11 protein-coding genes are annotated in these 19,506 nt (G+C 69.8%); 10 read left to right on the forward strand and 1 reads right to left on the reverse strand.

Annotated features, from left to right (window positions below; genetic code table 11):
• Nucleotides 1–137 precede the first annotated feature (137 nt).
• From HNR07_RS22820 to HNR07_RS22845, 6 genes are all read left to right on the forward strand, one after another.
• Nucleotides 138–875: an ABC transporter ATP-binding protein gene (locus tag HNR07_RS22820; RefSeq protein ID WP_184366724.1), complete on the forward strand. Its 738-nt coding sequence runs from the start codon at nt 138–140 to the stop codon at nt 873–875.
• Nucleotides 868–1,611, forward strand: a complete 744-nt coding sequence (locus tag HNR07_RS22825; protein WP_184366725.1) for an ABC transporter permease — start codon at nt 868–870, stop codon at nt 1,609–1,611. Before HNR07_RS22820 ends, HNR07_RS22825 begins: the two co-directional genes overlap by 8 nt.
• Nucleotides 1,608–3,233, forward strand: coding sequence for a daptide biosynthesis intramembrane metalloprotease (gene mpaP / locus HNR07_RS22830; protein WP_184366726.1), 1,626 nt, complete (start codon nt 1,608–1,610; stop codon nt 3,231–3,233). Before HNR07_RS22825 ends, mpaP begins: the two co-directional genes overlap by 4 nt.
• Before the next feature lie 114 nt (nt 3,234–3,347).
• Nucleotides 3,348–5,939 carry a class III lanthionine synthetase LanKC gene (lanKC, locus tag HNR07_RS22835; RefSeq protein ID WP_184366727.1) on the forward strand — a complete coding sequence of 864 codons (2,592 nt, stop codon included), beginning with the start codon at nt 3,348–3,350 and terminating at the stop codon, nt 5,937–5,939.
• Nucleotides 5,936–7,219 (forward strand): YcaO-like family protein, encoded by a 1,284-nt coding sequence (locus HNR07_RS22840; RefSeq protein ID WP_184366728.1) that lies wholly within the window; start codon nt 5,936–5,938, stop codon nt 7,217–7,219. Before lanKC ends, HNR07_RS22840 begins: the two co-directional genes overlap by 4 nt.
• Before the next feature lie 182 nt (nt 7,220–7,401).
• Nucleotides 7,402–7,647, forward strand: a complete 246-nt coding sequence (locus HNR07_RS22845) for a hypothetical protein (RefSeq protein ID WP_184366729.1) — start codon at nt 7,402–7,404, stop codon at nt 7,645–7,647.
• A 4-nt stretch (nt 7,648–7,651) separates the two neighbouring features.
• Here HNR07_RS22845 and HNR07_RS22850 read toward each other — a convergent pair whose 3' ends face one another.
• Entirely contained in the window at nt 7,652–10,495 is a 2,844-nt protein-coding gene (locus HNR07_RS22850) for an AfsR/SARP family transcriptional regulator (protein WP_246420459.1), read from the reverse strand.
• 275 nt (nt 10,496–10,770) lie between these two features.
• On the opposite strand from HNR07_RS22850, the gene HNR07_RS22855 reads away from it, so the two are divergent.
• The 4 genes from HNR07_RS22855 to HNR07_RS22870 all read left to right on the forward strand — a co-directional run bounded on the left by HNR07_RS22855 (nt 10,771) and on the right by HNR07_RS22870 (nt 19,437).
• A complete protein-coding gene (locus tag HNR07_RS22855; protein WP_184366731.1) occupies nt 10,771–11,154 on the forward strand; it encodes a nuclear transport factor 2 family protein in 384 nt (127 codons plus the stop codon).
• Nucleotides 11,155–11,426: 272 nt separating this feature from the next.
• The gene (locus tag HNR07_RS22860) at nt 11,427–12,068 is read left to right on the forward strand and encodes an OB-fold-containig protein (protein ID WP_184366732.1); all 642 of its coding nucleotides are present in this window, start codon (nt 11,427–11,429) and stop codon (nt 12,066–12,068) included.
• A gap of 263 nt (nt 12,069–12,331) precedes the next feature.
• Nucleotides 12,332–14,377, forward strand: a complete 2,046-nt coding sequence (locus tag HNR07_RS22865; RefSeq protein ID WP_184366733.1) for a flotillin family protein — start codon at nt 12,332–12,334, stop codon at nt 14,375–14,377.
• A gap of 11 nt (nt 14,378–14,388) precedes the next feature.
• Nucleotides 14,389–19,437, forward strand: a complete 5,049-nt coding sequence (locus HNR07_RS22870; RefSeq protein ID WP_184366734.1) for a DNA repair ATPase — start codon at nt 14,389–14,391, stop codon at nt 19,435–19,437.
• Nucleotides 19,438–19,506: the final 69 nt, after the last annotated feature.

A 19,506-nucleotide genomic window follows, 5' to 3' on the forward strand; every position in this document is an offset into this window, starting at 1 on the left:
TGCCCAGCATGTGATTCCGCCCGCCCGGTCCCCTCGCACCCCCGGCTCAGCCGGGGCCCGAGGGGCCGGTCGGGCCGACCCTCCCCCTCCAAAGGAGACACGATGACCGTCCACTTCGACCACCAGGCGGTGAACCGATGAGCAACACGCTCCCGGCCAGTTTCCGATCCGTGAGCAAACGGTTCGGCTCCAACACGGCCGTCGACGACATCAGCTTCGACGTACGCCCGGGGAAAATCACCGGTCTCCTGGGGCGCAACGGCGCCGGCAAGACCACCTCCCTGAAGATGCTGCTCGGTCTGGCGAAGCCGACCGAGGGCGCCGCCACCGTCTTCGGCCTTCCCTACGACCAGCTCCCCCGGGCCGCGCACCGCGTGGGTGTGGGCATGGACGGAGTGAACTCCATCCCCGAGATGCGCGGCCGCAAGGAGCTCCTGGTCTGGGCGAAGATGCTCGGACTGCCCAAGCGGCGTGTGGACGAGGTGCTGGAGCTGGTGGGTCTGGCCGACCGTTCCGACCGCAGGGTCAAGGACTACTCCACGGGCATGCGTCAGCGCCACACGATCGCGGGCGCCCTGCTAGCCGACCCCGAGTTCCTGGTCCTGGACGAACCCGTCAACGGCCTGGACCCCGACGGCATCCTCTGGCTGCGCAACTTCCTGCGCGGCCTGGCCGGCGAGGGCAGAACCATCCTGATCTCCAGCCACCTGCTGGCCGAGGTCGAGCAGACCGTCGACGACGTCGTGGTCATCCAGAAGTCACTCCGGTACGCGGGGCCGCTGGACGAGCTGGTCAGCGGTGAGGGCGAACGGCTGGAAGAGCAGTTCTTCTCCCTCGTCGGTTCCGAGAACGCGAAGGAGAAGGTCAGTGCTTAACGTGATCGCCGCCGAGGCGCGCAAACTCACCGGTACTCCGACCTGGATCTACGTGATCCTGGGCGGCCTGGCGCTCGGGGTGAGTGCGAGCTACGGCTTCTCCGCCGAGGTCGAGAACGGCTCGGCGCTGCCGGCCGAGGCGACCGCCACCGTCACCGAGTCCGTCATCCGCGCCTGGATGATGATGCATCTGTTCGCCTCCATCCTGGGCGCCGTGATGATCACCCGGGAGTACAACAGCGGAACCATCAGCCGTTCGGTCCTGCTCAGCGGAGGCCGCAACCGCCTCTTCGCGGCCAAGGCCATCGTCGGAACGGGTGCGGGCGTCGTGCTCGGTGCCGCCACCGCAGGTGTGGCCCTGGCCTCGCCCTTCCTGTTCATGCCGCTGAACGGCATGACCCCGGAGATGACCACCGCCGCCTACCAGACCGCCCTCGGCGTCTTCGCAGTGACCGCACTGGCCGCCCCCTTCGGTGTCTTCCTCGGGCTGCTGATCCGCAACCAGGTCGCCGCCGTTCTGGTGTTGGCACTGGTCACCGTAGGCCTGGAGCCCTACCTGCTCAGAGCCATCCCCGAGGTGGCGAAGTACACGATGTCCATCGCGATGAGCTCGGTCTACCTCGACGGCAAGCCCGAACTCCTGGCTGTGCCCGCCGCCCTGGCCGTGATCGCCGGTTGGCTGGCCGTCACCGGTCTGGCGAGCAACCGCCTCCTGGCCGCCCGGGACGTGGCATGACGGCCATCGCCCCCGAGCCGGCGTCCGCCCACCACCTCGAGAAGCCGCGCGTCTCTCCCGGGGTCACCGTCCACGAACCCGCTGAGGAAGGCGGCCAGTGGGTGCTCCAGCGGGGCAAGCACTACTACCGGGTGGGAGCGGACGCCGCCCGACTCGCCAAGGCCCTCGACGGAAGCCGTGACAGTACCGCGCTCGCCTCCCACCTGGGCTGGCCCGAGGTCGCCGTGACCGAGGGGGTCTCCCGGTTCGACAAGTTGAACCTGATCGACGACGGCACCGCCGCGGCCCCCTCCGCCGCCCCCCTGATCAACTTCGTGCCGCCCCTCACCATCCAGTTCACCCTGGTTCGGCCGGCGGCCCTGATGGACCGGCTCCACCCGCTGATCCGGGTGTCGGCCAACCGCTATACCGCGGCCCTGGCACTCCTGGTCTCGGTGGGCGGCCTGCTCGCCCTGGCCGCCCAGTCAGCCGACCTGGGCCGGGCGCTGAGCTCCCCGCTCCCCCCGGCCGTCTACGCCAGTGTCATCGCGGCGTTCCTCATCTCGACCTCGCTCCACGAGATGGGGCACGCCGCCACCCTGAACTATTACGGCGGTCGCCCCAGCCGTATGGGGGTCATGCTCTTCTACCTGACGCCCGCCTTCTTCTGCGACGTGTCCGACGGCTGGCGGCTCAACCACAGGTACCAACGGGTACGGGTGGCGATGGCCGGAGTGGCGACCCAGATGATCATCGCGGGCGGCGCCTCCATCGCGGCGCTGTTCGTCACCTCGCCCGGCGTCCAGAACGGCGTCCTGGTCTTCGCGTTGGTCAGCTACGTCGCCGGGATCCTGAACTTCCTGCCCTTCGTCAAGCTGGACGGCTACATCGCGCTGATGAGCCACCTGGACCGGCCCTTCCTGCGCGACCGCGCGATGAGCGATGCCAGGCGCTGGTTCGCCAGGACGCTCTTCGGAGGCCGCTACGAGCGGGAGATCCCGCGTCCGTGGTCGGTACCGTTCGGCCTCGCCTGCATCGGATTCCCGGTGTACCTGATCATCACGGCCCTGGCACTGTGGACGGATCTGCTCCAGCGCAGCGGCCTCTTCGGGTTCGTCCTGATGGCGCTCGCCGTCGTGTACATGCTGTACCTGCTGTTGCGCGGGGTCCACAGACTGGCCGGCGAAGTCCGCCGCTCCGGCGCCTCCCGTCTGCGGGTCGTCACCGCCACGGCGCTCTTCACCGGTGCCTGCGCGGCCGCGCTCTTCACCCCGGTCTCCCACAGTCTCTCGGGTGGATATGTCACCCACGGCGACCAGGTCCTCCTGGTCTTCCTCCCGGGGAGCGACACCTCGTCCGTCGAGCCCGGCCAGGACGTGGAACTCGTCAGCGGCGGCCTCGTACTCCAGCCCCGGACGGGTTCGGCGACGGTGGACACCGCCGCCCCGGAGGAGGTCCAGGCGCCCCTGTCCGCTTTCGCCCCCGTCGTCTTCGCCGAGGATCCCGAGCTCCCCGCCGAGGGGTACCCCATCACGGTCGACGGCACCCCTGAGCAGCCGGTCGGCGCCGCACGGGTGGACGCGGGCACCATCCCCCTCTGGGAGTACGCCTACGTCAACTACCTCGCACCCTTCCTTCCCTGAACGCCCCTCCCCGCCCTAGCCGGCCGGTCTGAGCGTCCCGTCCGCAGGAAGCGCGGTCGCCCCCGCCCCGGCTCCGCTGCCCCCTGCCACCCCGAGCTGACAAGGACCAACACCGTGCAGGACTTCCGGTACCTCAACTTCTGCCCCGAGGGAACACACTTCTACGACAAGCCCGCGCCCGAGAGCACCACCGACGACTTTCGCCCTCCGGAGACCCCGCCCGCGGCGAACTGGTCCGCTGAACGCGGACGCGAGTGGACCATGTGCACTCCACCGGACGCCGACCTCCCCCTCCAGGGGTGGAAGATCCACGTGTCGGCCACCCCGGAGAACGCCGCCGAACTGCTGGACGCCGTCCTGCCGTACTGCGTCGAGCACCGGCTGTCGTTCAAGTACCTGAACGGGCCCGCCGTGCTCTCCCGACGCAGCAGCAAGTACGGCGACCGGACGGCGAGCGGGAAGTTCATCACCATCTACCCGTCCGACGAGGACCAGCTCCACCGCACACTCCTCGACCTGGACGACAGGATCGGCGGTAGCGCGGGCCCGTACATCCTGAGCGACCTGCGCTGGCGCTCCGGCCCGCTGTACGTGCGCTACGGCGGCTTCGCCCTGCGCATGGCCCGGGACAAGCACGGTGCCCTGGTTCCGGGGATCGAGGACCCCGAGGGAAAACTGGTCCCTGACGAGCGCCGCCCCGGGTTCCGGCCGCCGTCCTGGGTGAAGCTGCCGGAGTTCCTGGCGGAGGCCGTGGCCGCGCGCAGCTCCGGAACCCTCCGCGACTTCCCGTACCGGGCTCACAAGGCCCTGCACTTCTCCAACGGCGGCGGCGTCTACCTGGCACGTGACAACCGCAACGGCGAGGAGGTACTGCTCAAGGAGGCGCGCCCGCTCGCCGGGCTGGACACCTCCGGCACCGACGCCACGCAGCGGATGCAGCAGGAGCGCTGGGCCCTGGAACAGCTGGCCGACCTGGACAGCGTCCCCACCCTGTACGACTATCGGGTCGGGCACGAACACCACTTCCTCACCCGGGAGTTCGTCGAGGGGGTACCGCTCAACCAGGCGATCTTCCCCCGGCACCCCTTCATGGGCGGGGATAACACCGCCGAGGAGCGCACCGCCTACACCGAATGGGCCCTGGGGATCATCGACCAGGTCGAGGCGGGTATCGCCGCGATGCACGCGCGAGGGGTCGTCTTCGGCGACGTCCACCCGGGCAACGTGCTGGTGAAGGAGGACGGCAGCATCGCCTTCATCGACATGGAGACGGCCACCCCCGTCGAGGCGGGCTACCGGCAGTCGATGGGGGCGTTGGGCTTCTACGCGCCCGACCATCTGCGGGGTCCGGAGGTGGACCTGTTCGGGCTGGCCTGCCTGAGGCTCTCGATGTTCGCTCCGGTACCGCAGGTCATCCCGTGGGGAACCGGTAAGATCCGTGAGCTCCTCGACCTCGCGGTGGGACACTTCGATCTCCCCGACGACTTCGTCGGGAGCGTCGAGAGCGGCATGGGAGAGCACGTCCTCCCCGCGGGTGAGTACACCCCGGTGTGGCCCGACGACCCGTTCGACCCCGGCCTGCGCGCGCGGATCGCCTCCAGCGTCGTGGACGCGGCCACCCCGGACCGGCAGGACCGCCTCTACCCCGGTGACGCCTTCCAGTTCCTCAACCAGGACGGTGGGGTCACCTTCGCCTACGGGGCCGCGGGCGTCCTGTGGGCCCTCTCCGAAACCGGCCAGGCCGTACCCGTGGAACACGTCTCCTGGCTGATGGAGCGGGCACGGCAGCTGGCCGAAGTCGGTCCGGGTTTCTACACCGGGCTCAGTGGTGTGGCGTACACGCTGGAGCGGATCGGCTTCCGCCCCGAAGGCGAGGAGTTCCTGGAATCGGCCCTGACCGGTCCCTACGACGGTGTCAGCGGCAACCTCCTGGAGGGCCTGTCCGGGCTCGGTCTGACCCTGACCCACTTCGCCGAAGCGGGCGGAGCCGCGAGCGGCCTGGCCAGGGCGCTGGACATCGCCGACGTGATCACCAGCCGGAACGGCTCCGGAGTCAAACGTCCCGGGCTCCTCCACGGTCGCTCGGGCCACGCGCTGTTCCTGCTCCGCCTGTACGAGCGCACAGCGGACGCGGCTCTGCTGGAGGCGGCCGTCCACGAGTTCCAGGCCGACTTCGACACCCTGGTCAAGGCCAACCCGGACAGCGGTCCCCGAACCACCTTCCCCAACGGTCTGGCGGGCGGTGCCGGTATGGCGATCGTCGCCCACGAGCTCCTCCGACACCGCGCGGACCCGCGGCTGGAATCAGCGCTCAACTCACTGCGCAGCAGCACGGAGTCCCAACTCGTCATCTCGAACGGGCTGTTCAACGGCCGTTCCGGGGCGGTCGTGGCGCTGAACCACCTGAACCTCGGCGGCGTCCCAGTGACGCGGTTGCACGACCACCTCTCCGCCTTCGGTTGGGAGGCGGTCTCCGTCGAGGAGGGCCGGGTGGACTTCATCGGTGACCACAGCCACCGCCTCTCCACCGACCTCGCCACGGGGTCGGCCGGGGTCCTACTGGCTCTGGACGCGACGGCGCGCGGACGGCTGAATCCGCTCCCCTTCCTCCAACCGGGCCCGGCTGTGTCCGCGACCTCAGTCGAGCGGGCGGACCGGACCGCGCACCGCGTCCTGGTTCCGGAGCGGAACGGGCACCCGGCATGATCGACGTGACACGCACGCTCAGCCCGGACGGCGGAATCTCACGAGTGCTGTCGCTAGCGCCGCCCCGCCGGCCGCACAACCCGCTGTGGTGCGCGGGGGTGGAACTCAACGCCCCGCCTGGGCTGTCCGCCGAGGAGACCCCGCTGTCCGCCCGTATGGTGGGCGCGCACGGCCACTCCCGTTCCGACGCCCTCCTACGCGGGAGCGGTGAGGCGGTGGAACGCTTCGCCCTACACCCCTTGCCGGGTGTGCGCGCCGTGCGGGGCCGGGCCGCCGACCTCCCCCACCCCGCGCTGGGGTTCCGCGATCCGGATGTGGCCCTGGGCGACCCGGCCGCCGCCAACGCGGAACTGCACTGGTACGAAGGTCGGCGCCTGCGTGACTCCGCACCGGTCATGATCCCGGCTCCGTTGGTGGACTGGCCCGCTGACCCCGTGGAATCCCGTTACTTCGACCCCGGGCCGTCCGGGGCCGCGGCTGGGAACTCGGCGGAGATGGCCCTGAGGTCCGCGCTCCTGGAGGTCCTGGAGCGCGACGCGGTCATCGTGGCCTGGGAGCGCGGACTGCGGCTCCCCTCCTACACCGACCCCGGGCAGGTGGCACCCGAGACGGCCGGGGCGGGGGCGGTACGCTCCGCGCTGAAGTCACTGTGGTCCCTGGCGCGAGGCGAGGGCCTGGCTCCGAAGCTGGCGAGGCTGCCCACCGCGGTCCCGCAGGTGTGGTGCTTCGTGGCCGCTCTCGTGGACCCCGTGCGCCCGGGTGCACTGGCCTCGGTGGGCCTGAAGGCCTCGGACCGTCCGTGGGAGGCCCTGTTGGGTGCCTTCCAGGAGGCGTGGCAGGTGCGGACCGCGTTGGAGCTCTCCCGTGAGGGGCTGGGCGCGACACCTCTGGAGGGCGCCATCACCGACGAGGACGACCGCATCCGACACATGCTAACGCCCGAGGGTTTCGATTCGACCCGGGACTGGGTGGAAGGGTTCGTCCCCGGGGAACGGCCTGCCCCTCCCACCCCTGTGACCAGTGAGGACCTACTCACCGGCATCCTGGCTGACGGCGGGGACCCGGTGTCCGTGAACCTGACGCCGAGGCTGCCCGAGCAGCTCCAGAACATGGGCTGGCACGCGACGAAGGTGATACCGGTGGGCTATCAGCACCTCCGGATGGACGAACGTCCCACGTGGAGCTGGAACCGTCCGCGCCTGGAGTCGGCCCCGGAGCGCACCGGCCTGACCGCCCGGTACGCGGGGGCTTCACCGGAGCGGCCGCACCCGCTTCCCTGAGGACCGCGAACACCGCGGGGCCCCGGGGAGATCCGTCTCCTCGGGGTCGGCCCAGTTCTGAAAAAACACCCCTGAACTGCTGGAACAAGAAGAAAATAGCCCGGAGATAAGGCGGGGAACGGCTCTCTTCCTACCTTGGAGACATCAGAGAACGACAGGCTGAACAGACCGCAGGAGCAGAGATGAACATCCCCCGCCTGGCCCTCACCGCTGCCGCCGCCATCGCCGCGTTCTCCTTCTTCGGAGCCTCGCCCGCTGCGGCCGCTGAAGCCCCAGTGACTCAGTCCGCCGCCTCGAACGCTCTCCCCGGACTCCCCACGACCGGCACCCCGGTCCGCATCGTGGACGAGGTCGTGACCGGTGTCTGCGGCGTCATCAAGCTGGGCCCGTGCGAGCGGGCGAACGGCGACCCCTGGAAGGACAGCTGAGCCGTCAGGCCTGTTCCGCCAGCATTCTCTCGACCATGGCGTGGGCCTCCTGGTCCCGGAGCTCCTCGTAGAGGGAGCGCGCCTGGAGCAGGGTCGAGCGACCGCTCTCCAGCTGCCCCTGGGCTAGATACGCCTTACCCAGGCTCTTGAGCAGGGCGGCCTCGCCATTCGGGTCGTTGATCCGCCGGACCAGTTCCAGGGCCGTGGTCAGCTTCTCCACCGCCGACCCGTACTCGGCCAGATGCAGGTGGGACCGGCCGATCCACCAGTAGGCCTGGGCCCGCCCCCGAACGTCACCGATCCTTTCGGCCAGGGCCAGGGCCTCCTCCAACTCCGCCCAGCCCCGCACGGTCTCCCCGGTGAGGACCCGCAGATAGCCCAGCAGTAGGAGGCAGCGCCGCTGTCCGACCCGGTTACCGAGGCGGACCAGGCCCTCCAGTGCCCGCTCCCCGTACCCGATCGCGCCCTTGTAGTCCCCTTCCGCCCTGCACCGGAAGGCCAGGTGCGTCAACGCCAGCATCTCTCCCTGCTCGTGGCCGAGGTCGACGAACTCGGCCAGGGCGTTCTCCGTGAAACGCTGCCGTACGGAGGGCCCGTGCCGGTCCCGCAGCAGGAACCCCACCTCCGTGTCGAGGGCGGCGGCGCCCAGCCGGTCACCGCTCTCCAGCATCAGCGGCATGGCCGTGTCGTACACCTCCGTGAGGTCGTCCATGTAGCCGCGCCGGTCCAGGAAGCCGGACAGTGCCACTGCCAGCTCCCAGCACAGTCCGCTCAGACCCTCCTTCGCGGCCTGGGCCACCGCGTGGCGCAGATTGGCGCGTTCGGCCTCCAGCCAGACGTAGGGGTCGGCCAGGAGCCGGTCCACGTACCTGCGGGGCGGGCTCCAGCGCGGGGCTTCTCCCCGCACCTGGAAGGTCTCGGCCCCCGACAGCCGGTGGTTGGCCTCCTCCAGCAAGGAAAGCCAACCGCCCAACAGGCGTTCCAGGGCCTGCGCCCGCGCCTGCGGGTCCTCGCACTGGTCGAGTTTTTCCCGAGCGTAGTCACGGACCAGTTCGTGGAAGCGGTAGACGGGCTCTCCGGCCGGGTCCGCCCCCACCACGTCGAGCATGTGCGCGTCTACCAGGGGCTCGGCCATGTCCGAGGGGAAGGGGCGGTCGTCGTCGAGGACCGCGCCCGCCGCCCAGGCCGGGACGGTCGGCCCTTCGGCCAGCCCGAACAGGGAGAACACCCGGGCGCTGCGGTCATCGAGACCGTCGTGGGTGAGAGACAGGCTCGCGCGCACCGTCATGTCACCGTGGGCCAGCTCGTCCAGGCGGCGCCGCTCGTCGGAGAGGCGCTCCACCATCGCCGCCATCGGCCAGTGCGGGCGGGCCGCCAACCGGGCCGCGACGATCCGCAGGGCCAGTGGCAGACGGCCGACCGCCTGGACCAGCGCTTGGGCGGCCTCGGGTTCGGAGCGGACCCGGTCCGGGCCCAGAACGCGGCCCAGTAGCTCCAGGGAGGTGCTCTCGGACAGGGTTCCCATCTCCACCCGGACGGCTCCGGGCAGACCGGTGAGCCGGGCCCTGGACGTGATGATCACGCCGCAGCCCGCGTCACCGGGGATGAGCGGACGCAGTTGGCTCTCGTCGGCGGCGTCGTCCAGCAGGATCAGGAGTCGGCGCCCGGCCAGGAGACCCCGGTACATGGCGGAGCGCTCATCGGTGTCCTCGGGTATCCCCTGCCCGGGAACACCAAGAGCGCGCAGGAACCGGGCCAGGACGTCGGCGGGGCCGAGGGGGACCTCCCGGCTGCCGCGCATGTCGCAGTACAACTGCCCGTCCGGGAAACTGCGGTCCGCTAGGTCATGGGCGATCCGCACGGCGGTGGAGCTCTTGCCGACCCCGGCCCGGCCCAGCAGGACGGCCACACCCACCGTGCCCGCACCGTCTTCCAGGGTCGACTCGACAGCGTCGACAACGTCCCTTCGGCCCACGAAGTCCGCTGTGGCCGTCGGCAGCTGGAACGGGGTGATGGCGTTCGCGACCGTGACGGGGACTGCTTCGGCGACCGGTTCCACGGCGGTCGGTTCCACGGCGGTCGGAGTGGTGACCGGGGCAGGCGGGGCCGACCCTGGCTCCTCCTCCGAGAAGCTGAGTGCGGGGTCGCCCGCCAGTACCGCTCTCTCCATGTCGCGCAGGCGGCGGCCGGGTTCCAGGCCCAGCTCCTCGACAAGGAGGTCACGACCGACGCGGTAGACCTCCAGGGCCTCGGCCTGTCTGCCGGACCGGTACAGCGCGAGCATGAGCTGGGCCCGAAGGTTCTCCCGGAGCGGGTGGGCCTCGACCAGCGCGTTGATCTCCGAGACCAGCTCCGTGTGGCGCCCCAGCTCGAGCTCGATGTTGAGGTAGGCCTCGGTGGCGTCGACCCTCTCCTCCTCCAGGTGCGCCGCTTCGGAAGCCAGGCTCATGTTGTCGGCCCCGCTCAGTGCGGCGCCCCGCCAGAGGCCGACGGTGTCTCGAAGAAGAGCCGCGGCCTCCTCCCGCCGACCTTCGCGGAGCAGGATCGCGGCGTCCTTTACCTGGAGGGAGTGGAGTTGGGCGTCCACGGTCTCAGGAGCTGAGATCAGCTGGTAGCCGGGCGGTACGGTCTCGATGACGGCACCCGTCGGGCCGAGCAGTTTGCGCAGCCGGGAGACACAGATCTGGACCTGGGTACGTGCCGTCTCGGGCGGGTCGTGCCTCCACAGGACGTCGACGATCCGATGGGTGGGCACCACACGGTTGATCTCCAGGAGCAGCAAGCAGAGCACCACCTGCTGCCGCCCGGGCGGAACTCGAACGGGCCCCTGATCCCCGATGACCTCCAACGGTCCGAGGATACGGAAACGCGGTGAAGGCCGACCCGCTCCTGCGGTCTGAACGGCGTCGATCACGGCCCCCATTCACAAACATGCCCACCCGAAATAGGCGCGCCATGGTTGTCAAACATATACCACAAGACCTCTTTTCCCGGCCCCCGGTTTTCACCTTCCAAGCTGCGGCCAACCCTGCCCCGACAGAGAGATAGCCGCCAGATAGTGAGCAAATTACCGAGTGTTTCACGATGGGGGCACCTACGCCACCCACAAACCCCGGAGCGACCATGGGCTACCCAGCAGAACGACAGCGGGACCTCACGGTCAGCGCTCTCGCCTCGACGATCGGGCGCGAGCACATCCGCCTCTCCTACGAGTACCTCAACCGCCGGGACGTCGAGGGCTACGCCTCACTGGTAGACCCCGTGGCCCGGTTTCGCGGCCCGGGTCCGCGCCTGGCCCGGGGGCCGCAGGCGGCAGCCGAGCTCCTGATCGGCCTGCTACCGGAGACCTCCACCCACACCCTGCACAGGATCGTCATCGAGGACGACCAGGCGGCCGTCTCCGGAACTCTCACGACGGCGGACTCGACGGGGCACGATTTCGTGGACTTCTTCAGCATTTCCGATCACGGCCTCCTCCTCTCCTGGCGGAGATTTCTTTCCGCATAACAGCAATCACAGAAAGCCACATTCGAACAATGCGTGAACGCTCGGGCACCAGTTCCGCACCGGCAGAACATGAGTACGGCTCACAAAGCGGTAGAAGGCCGAACAACCCCGTCCCCGCCGCCATTTCAGGTTAGCGACCCCGTTCGGACCGGGCGCCGGGCAGCCCTGGCCACATCCGGTCAGGGCGCACCCCGGAGAAGGTGCTGAACTGGGGTGTTCGGTAGAGTTCCGGCACCGGTGCGGGGCGAGAAGTGAAGGAGTGGGTGCGCGGGATGGGTGTTTTCCTGAGTACCGCCTTCGGGTTCCCCACGGTCCTGTTCACGCCGATGCTCATCGTCGTGCTGGGCTACTGGATCTTCGTGATCGTGGGCGCCGCCGACACCGAGATGCTGGACAGCGTGGACGCCGACGGTGACGCGGCCGGGCTGAGCGCGGTGTTCAGCAAGGCGGGGCTCGGACGGGTCCCCGTGACCGTCGCACTGACCATGCTGATCTGTGTGGCCTGGTTCGTGAGCATGATGGGAAGCATCTTGACCACCCTCATCGAGACCACCTCCACGCCGCTGCTGTACGCGCTCGGCGCCGTGGTCCTGCTGATCGCGCTGGTCGCCGCGTGGGCGGTCACCAGCGGTGTGGTCATGGGCTTCCAGCGCTTCCTGCCCAAGCGCAAGGGCGACTCCAAGCACGAACTGGTCGGGCGCACCTGCGTGATCCGGATCGGTGAGGCCCGCGAGGACTTCGGTCAGGCCGAGATCACCACCGCGGGCGGCGCCGCCATCTCCATCCCCGTACGCACCACCAGCGGTGAGGTCCTTCCCCTGGGCAGCACCGCGCTGATCTTCGACCACAGCCCAGACGACGACGTCTTCCTGGTGACCGCCTTCGACGCCGCGCTCGACCCCGGGCCCTCCTAACCGGCGAGCACTGCCTGACCGGCAAGAGCCGCCTGACCGTAATTCCTTGGCACCTCCAGCCGAAACATCCCCGCTGGTCGAGCACCTCCCCGTTCACCCAAGGTGAGCAGGGATGATCTTGTCCGGTTTCGGAACCGTTCGCCCTCCGGGCGCGTCACAACCCACAACGAACGCTCCTCACCTCCGGGTCGGTGACCCTCCACCCGCCGCCCCCGCCGCGGTGCCGAGCGGACCCCGTTCACTGCGCAGAAAGAGACCCCTACGTGTTCCTGAGTGCTCCCTCCACCGGGCAGGAGGCGGCTGACGCGGCCTTCATCACCGTCGGCGTCGCCCTCGCCGTCGGTATCGTCGTCCTCCTCGCCCTCCTGCTGATGGTGACGAGACTGTTCCGCAAGGTCGAGCAGGGCAAGGCCCTGATCATCTCCAAGGTCCGGGACGTCCACGTCACCTTCACCGGCGCCATCGTCCTCCCGGTCCTGCACAAGGCCGAGGTCATGGATATCTCGCTCAAGAGCCTGACCCTGGAGCGGGGCGGCCGTGACGGCCTGACCTGCAAGGACAACATCCGCGCGGACATCAAGGTGTTCTTCTACGTCCGCGTCAACGAGACCGCCGAGGACGTCAAGAAGGTCGCGAAGGCGATCGGCACCGCGCGCGCCAGTGACCAGGACACCCTCCAGGAGCTCTTCAACTCCAAGTTCTCCGAGGCCCTCAAGACGGTCGGCAAGCAGTTCGACTTCGAGGAGCTGTTCACCCACCGCGAGGAGTTCCGCCAGGCGATCGTGTCGCTGATCGGCACCGACCTGAACGGCTACATCCTCGAGGACGTCGCCATCGACGAGCTGGAGCAGACCCCGCTCAGCCAGCACGACGCCAACAACATCCTCGACGCGCAGGGCATCTCGAAGATCACGGAGCGCACCGCCAAGGAGCACAAGCGCACCAACGAGTTCGAGAACGACCGCAAGAAGGAACTCGACCGCCAGAACACCGAGACCGCCGAGACCCTCGCCGAACTGGAGAAGCGCCGCGAGGAGGCCGCCGCCAAGGCCAAGCGCGAGATCGAGATCATCCGCGCCCAGGAGGAGGCCGAGACCGCCCGCGTCCAAGCCGAGGAGCGCCTCAAGGCCGAGACAGCCAACCTGCGCACCAACGAGCAGCTCGGCGTCCAGCACCAGAACCAGCAGCGTGAGATCGCGGTCGCCGAGAAGAACCGCGAGCGCGTCATCGCCATCGAGAGCGAGCGGATCGAGAAGGACCGCCTCCTGGAGGTCATCGGCCGCGAGCGCGAGACCGAGCTGAGCCGCATCGCCAAGGACAAGGAGGTCGAGGCCGAGAAGCGCGAGGTCGCCGACGTCGTCCGCGAGCGCGTGGCCGTCGACCGCACCGTCGCCGAGCAGGAAGAGGCGATCAAGAAGCTGCGCGCCGTCGAGGAGGCCGAGCGCCAGCGCCAGTCCATCATCATCCACGCCGAGGCCGAAGCTCAGGAAGCCCTGGTCAAGGACATCAAGGCCGCCGAGGCAGCCGAGGCCGCCGCCAAGCACAAGGCCCAGGAGGAGCTCACGCTCGCCGAGGCCCGCCAGCAGGCCGCCGAGCTGGACACCCGCGCCAAGATCCGCCTGGCCGAGGGTCTGCAGGCCGAGGCCGCGGCCGCCGGTCTGGCCGAGGTCCAGGTCCGCGAGCAGGACGCCGAGGCCATCGAGAAGCTCGGCCGCGCCGAGGCCGTCGTGGCCGCCGAGAAGGCCCAGGTCGAGGCCGACGCCGTCGAGAAGAAGCTGCGCGCCGAGGCCGCCGGTCTGACCGACAAGGCCGCCGCCATGGCCGCCCTGGACGAGGTCAGCCGCGAGCACGAGGAGTACCGCCTGCGCCTGGAGGCCGAGAAGGAGGTCCGCCTGGCCGGGATCGACGTCAACCGCCAGATCGCCGAGGCCCAGGCCACGGCCATGGCCGCCGGTCTGGAGAGCGCCGACATCAACATCGTCGGCGGCGACGGCGCCTTCTTCGACCGCATGGTCAACTCCATCGGCATGGGCAAGGCCGTCGACGGCTTCGTCAACGGTTCCGAGACCGTGCAGGCGCTGGGCAGCGGCTGGCTGAGCGGCGAGGGCAACTTCGCAGGTGACATCAAGAAGATCCTGGCCGAGGCCGACACCGAGGACGTCAAGAACCTCACCGTCTCCGCCCTGCTACTCAAGCTCATCGCGGCTGGCGGCCCCGACGCGGGCAAGCTCGACAGCCTGCTCAACACCGCCCGTTCCATGGGCCTGGACCAGCTTCCCGTGAACGCTCTCGCCCCCGTGAAGCAGTGAGGTAGTCCTCCGTGACCGAGGCCCACTCCCAGGAGACACAGTCCCAGGAGACCGACGGCCCCGGACCCGACACCGAGGACGCGCGGTCGCTGGACGCGGGCACCTACGAGGTGCTCCGCGCCCGGCTCCGCGAACAGACCGGTGAGCTGGCCCGGCGGACCGAGGAACTCAACAACCGCCGTCTCGAGGTGTTCGGCGGCACCGAGCTCTCCCTGCGCGGTACCGAGCGCATCCGCACCGAGCACAACTGCGTGCCGCGCGACATCGTCAGCGTGGGGCGTTCCGTCGGGGACGGCGCCGACGGGGACATGATCCTCTTCGGCTACAACGTCTACATCGGCATGCAGAGCCAGACGCACGTCTCCGACGTGTTCTCCCTGCACCGGTACGAGCACGGCGGCGACTCCTTCGAGTTCGCCGACGCGGCCGCGGACGCCGTCCCCGGCCTGATCGCCGACGAGAAGTTCCGGCAGGAGTTCGATCAGCTCTACCGCTACTACCGCGACGCCCGGCTGCTCCAGCTGCGCAGGGTCGAGGACCGGCTGCTCGCCGTGTTCCAGACCGGCCCGCGCACCGAGGACGTGCGGGTGCTGCGGTGGACGGTCTCGCCCACCGGCGAGATCGCCTACCTCGACGACCGCGGCGAACGCGACCACGTGTTCCCGCGCGCGCACGACTTCGAGTGGACGGAGGCCACCCGCGAGGACCACGTCCAGGGGCGGCACCCGCACATCTCGATCCGTGACGCGCTGTTCGTGGAAACCGTCGGCGGCGACCTCACGATCAAGGTGGAGAACAACACCGAGGTCGGCGAGGGCGTCTACAGCGAACCCGTCGACGAGCCGACGCAGAGCCTGGCCGACGCGTCGGTCTTCCACGCGCGGGTCGGCGCGCTGATCCTGCTGAAGATCCAGCCGTACAACGAGACCGCGTGGCGCTACCTGGTCTTCAACACGCGCACCAAGGAGGTCGAGCGCCTCGACGGCATCGGCCAGTCCTGCCAGCGCCTGCCCGACGACCAGGGGCTCATCTTCCCCGGTGGTTACTACCTGTCCACCGGGGTGGCGCGGACCTTCGACACCGACGTCACCGACCTGGAGTTCGAGCGCGTGGTGCGCTCGCCCAACGGTGAGGACGTGCTGTACGTCTTCCACTCGCGGGCGGACGGCCGCAGCCTGCTGCTGTCGTACAACACCATCCGCAAGGAGGTCGCCAACCCGATCGTCTGCCACGGCTACTCGCTGTTCGACGACGGGACCATGACGGTCTTCCGCGACACCTCCGGTGAACCCACCCGGGTGCACCCCATGCAGGTGTGGCAGACCCCGTACGTGTCCGACGTGTACGCGGCGGCGCAGCCGGTCGGCACCGGGCCGCTGGAGCGGATCGGCAACGCCGAACTGGTCCAGGGTGTGTCCGAGTGCCTGTCGGTGGCGCGGATCGCCGAGGACATGCGGCCCTCCACCGAGGTGTTCGAGGCGCTCATCGCCTCCTGCCGCCGGGTCCTGGACCGGTTCCACTGGCTCGGCGAGGACGAGCTGGGCGACCTGGCCGGTCCGCTCGGCGAGGTGCGCGCCACGGCCGAAAGGGTCCTGGACGAGTTCGAGACCGTCCAGGAGCTCACCCGACAGGCCGCGGAGAACCTGCGCGCTACCGAGGAGAAGGTCACCGCGCTCATCCGCCGGTCCCGGGGCGAGACCCCGCGCTCGGCCGAGGGGTGGGTCACCCGGCTGACCGAACTGCGCCGCGCCCAGGGGCAGGCGGCCACGCTGCGCGAGATGCGCTACGCGGACACCGGCCGCATCGACGCGGTGGAGGAGGGCCTCGGTGAGGAGATCGCCTCCGCCGGGCGCCGCACCGTCTCCTTCCTCGAACAGGAAGACGCCTTCGAGGGCTACCACTCCGAGGTGGAGCGGCTGGTCGAGGAGGCCGAGGCCCTGGAGGCGGTCAGCGCGGCCACCGCGGTCGGCGAGCGCATCGCCGAGCAGACCGAGGGCCTGCAGGTCGTCACCGAGGTGATCGGCTCCCTCGACATCGGTGACGCCCAGGTGCGCACCCGCATCCTGGAGCGGATCAGCGAGGTGATGGCCGGGGTCAACCGGGCCCGCGCCACGCTGGAGTCGCGGCGCAAGGAGCTGCTCGCCCTGGAGGGCCGGGCCGAGTTCGCCGCCGAGTTCGCCCTGCTGGGGCAGGCCATCACCGGGGCGATCGCCGCCGCGGACACCCCGGACCGCTGCGACGAGCAGCTCGGCCGGATCATGCTCCAGCTGGAGAACCTGGAGTCGCGCTTCGCGGAGTTCGACGACTTCCTCGCCGAGCTCTCGGACAAGCGCGAGGACGTCTACGAGGCGTTCTCCACCCGCAAGCAGGCGCTGGTGGACGAGCGCGCCCGCCGGGCCGACCGGCTGGCGTCGTCGGCCGCCCGGGTCCTGGAGGGCGTGCACCGGCGGGTCGCGGCACTGACCACGCTGGAGGACATCAACACCTACTTCGCCTCGGACGCGATGGTGACGCGGTTGCGCCGCACATCCGAGGAGATGCGCGAGCTCGGCGACACCGTGCGCGCCGAGGAGCTGGACGGCCAGATCCTGGCCGCCCGGCAGGAGGCGGGACGGGCCCTCCAGGACCGCACCGACCTGTTCGAGGGCGGCGCGGGCGGGGAGACCATCCGACTGGGCAAGCACCGCTTCGCGGTCAACACCCAGCCGATCGACCTCACCCTCACCCCGCACGACGGGCACATGTCGGTGGCCATCACCGGCACCGACTTCCGGGCGCCCGTCACCGACGAGGCGTTCCAGGAGACCAAGCACCTGTGGGACCGGCTGCTGGTCTCCGAGAGCCCCCAGGTGTACCGGGCCGAGTACCTGGCCACGTCGATCCTGACCGCGGCCGAGGAGGGCGCCGAGGGCCTCACCCTCGACGCCCTGTACGACGCCGAGCTGCACGCCGAGAACGGGGACTCCCTGCAGTCCCTGGTGCGCGGGGTCGCCGAGTCCCGGTACGACGAGGGCTACGAGCGGGGCGTGCACGACCACGACGCCGCCCGCATCCTCTCCGCGCTGCTGCGGCTGCGCGCCGGCGCGGGTCTGCTGCGCTATCCCGGGCAGGCCAGGGCGGTGGCGCAGCTGTTCTGGGCGCACGGCACCGAGAAGGGACAGCGGGAGGCCTGGAAGACCCGGGCGGGCTCGCTGGCGCGGGCCCGGAGCGTGTTCGGGGCCCGCAGGTCGGCGGCGATCGACGGTCTGCGCGCGGAGCTCGCCGAGGGTGTGGACACCTTCCTCACCGACACCGGCCTGCACCAGGACGCCGACCTCGAACTGGTGGGCGACTACCTGTTCGAGGAGCTGGCCGCGGACGCCCCCGCCGAGCGCGGGTTCGTCTCCGGTGCCGGTGCCCGCCAGCTGCTGGACCGGTTCCACCGGGCTCTGGGCAGCACCCGGGAGACCACGCGCAAGGCCTTCGAGGAGGACCTGCGCAGGCTCGACGGTGACGTGGCCGCCCGGCACCAGCTGGTGACGGCGTGGCTGGAGGCGTACGCCACCACCCTGGAGGAGCCGCCCGCCCCGGGCGACCTGCCCGAGGCGGCGGCGATCGAGCTCACCGGGACTGCGGTGGACCGGTACGAGTCCTCGGCCGCGGTGGACGAGCGCGTGTCCGGTCTGCTGGGTTCGCACCCGCGGATCAGCGAGCGCTCCCTGGAGGTGCGGCTGGACGAGATCCTGCCGCGCACCCGGCACTTCCGTACCGTCGAGGTGCCCGCCTACCGGGACTTCCAGCGCCGGCGCAACGCACTGGTGGTGAACGAGCGCGAGCGCCTGCGATTGGAGGAGTACAAGCCGAAGGTGATGAGCGGGTTCGTCCGCAACCGGCTGCTGGACGAGTCGTACCTGCCGCTGATCGGTGACAACCTCGCCAAGCAGCTGGGGGCGGCCGGAGACGACAAGCGCACCGACCAGAGCGGCCTGCTGCTGCTCATCTCCCCGCCCGGTTACGGCAAGACCACGCTGATGGAGTACGTGGCGAGCCGTCTGGGTCTGGTGTTCGTGAAGGTCAACGGGCCCGCCCTGGGCCACGCGGTCACCTCGCTGGACCCGTCCGAGGCCCCCGACGCCACCTCCCGCCAGGAGATCGAGAAGATCTCCTTCGCGCTGGAGATGGGCAGCAACACCATGCTGTACCTGGACGACATCCAGCACACCAACCCGGAGCTCCTGCAGAAGTTCATCTCCCTCTGTGACGGCCAGCGCCGCATGGAAGGGGTGTGGGAGGGGCGCACGCGCACCTACGACCTGCGCGGCAAGCGGTTCGCGGTCTGTATGGCCGGTAACCCGTACACCGAGCAGGGCAAGCGGTTCCGGATCCCGGACATGCTGGCCAACCGTGCCGACGTGTACAACCTGGGCGACGTGCTGTCCGGCAAGGAGGAGCTGTTCGCGCTCAGCTACATCGAGAACGCGCTCACCTCCAATCAGACCCTGTCGCCGCTGTCCACCCGGGACCGCGAGGACGTGTACACGTTCGTGCGGATGGCCCAGGGTGACGACTCGGTCGGCACGGACCGCCTGAAGCACCCGTACTCGGCGGCCGAGGTGGACCGGATCGTGTCGGTCCTGCAGAAGATGCTGCGGGTGCAGGAGGTGGTACTGGCCAACAACCAGGCCTACATCGCCTCGGCGGCGCAGTCCGAGGACGCCCGCACCGAACCGCCGTTCCAGCTCCAGGGCTCGTACCGGAACATGAACCGGCTGTCGGAGAAGATCGTCCCGGTCATGAACGACGCCGAGGTGGAGGCCGTCATCGACGACCACTACCTGGGCGAGGCCCAGACCCTCACCTCCGGCGCGGAGGCCAACCTGCTCAAGCTCGCCGAGCTGCGCGGGGTGATGACCCCCGAACAGGAGCGGCGCTGGCAGGAGGTCAAGGAGGGCTTCCGCCGCGGCCGGGCGCTGGGCGGGTCCGACGACGACCCGATGACCAGGGCCATCGGCGCGATGGGCCTGCTCGCCGACCGCGTCGGCGAGATCGGCACAGCGATCGAACGGGGCTCCGGGAAGTAACCGGGGAGCTCGTTCGAAGGCCTGGGGCCGCCGCATCCGGAGGGGGTGCGGCGGCCCTTTCGTGTGTCC

Source organism: Nocardiopsis metallicus, assembly GCF_014201115.1.
GTDB lineage: Bacteria > Actinomycetota > Actinomycetes > Streptosporangiales > Streptosporangiaceae > Nocardiopsis > Nocardiopsis metallicus.

Excerpts from the sequence above, each read along its gene's own strand:
- HNR07_RS22820 (WP_184366724.1), top strand. The coding sequence starts at position 138 with ATGAGCAACACGCTCCCGGCCAGTTTCCGATCCGTGAGCAAACGGTTC.
- mpaP (WP_184366726.1), top strand. The coding sequence starts at position 1,608 with ATGACGGCCATCGCCCCCGAGCCGGCGTCCGCCCACCACCTCGAGAAG.
- HNR07_RS22840 (WP_184366728.1), top strand. The coding sequence starts at position 5,936 with ATGATCGACGTGACACGCACGCTCAGCCCGGACGGCGGAATCTCACGA.
- HNR07_RS22845 (WP_184366729.1), top strand. The coding sequence starts at position 7,402 with ATGAACATCCCCCGCCTGGCCCTCACCGCTGCCGCCGCCATCGCCGCG.
- HNR07_RS22855 (WP_184366731.1), top strand. The coding sequence starts at position 10,771 with ATGGGCTACCCAGCAGAACGACAGCGGGACCTCACGGTCAGCGCTCTC.
- HNR07_RS22860 (WP_184366732.1), top strand. The coding sequence starts at position 11,427 with ATGGGTGTTTTCCTGAGTACCGCCTTCGGGTTCCCCACGGTCCTGTTC.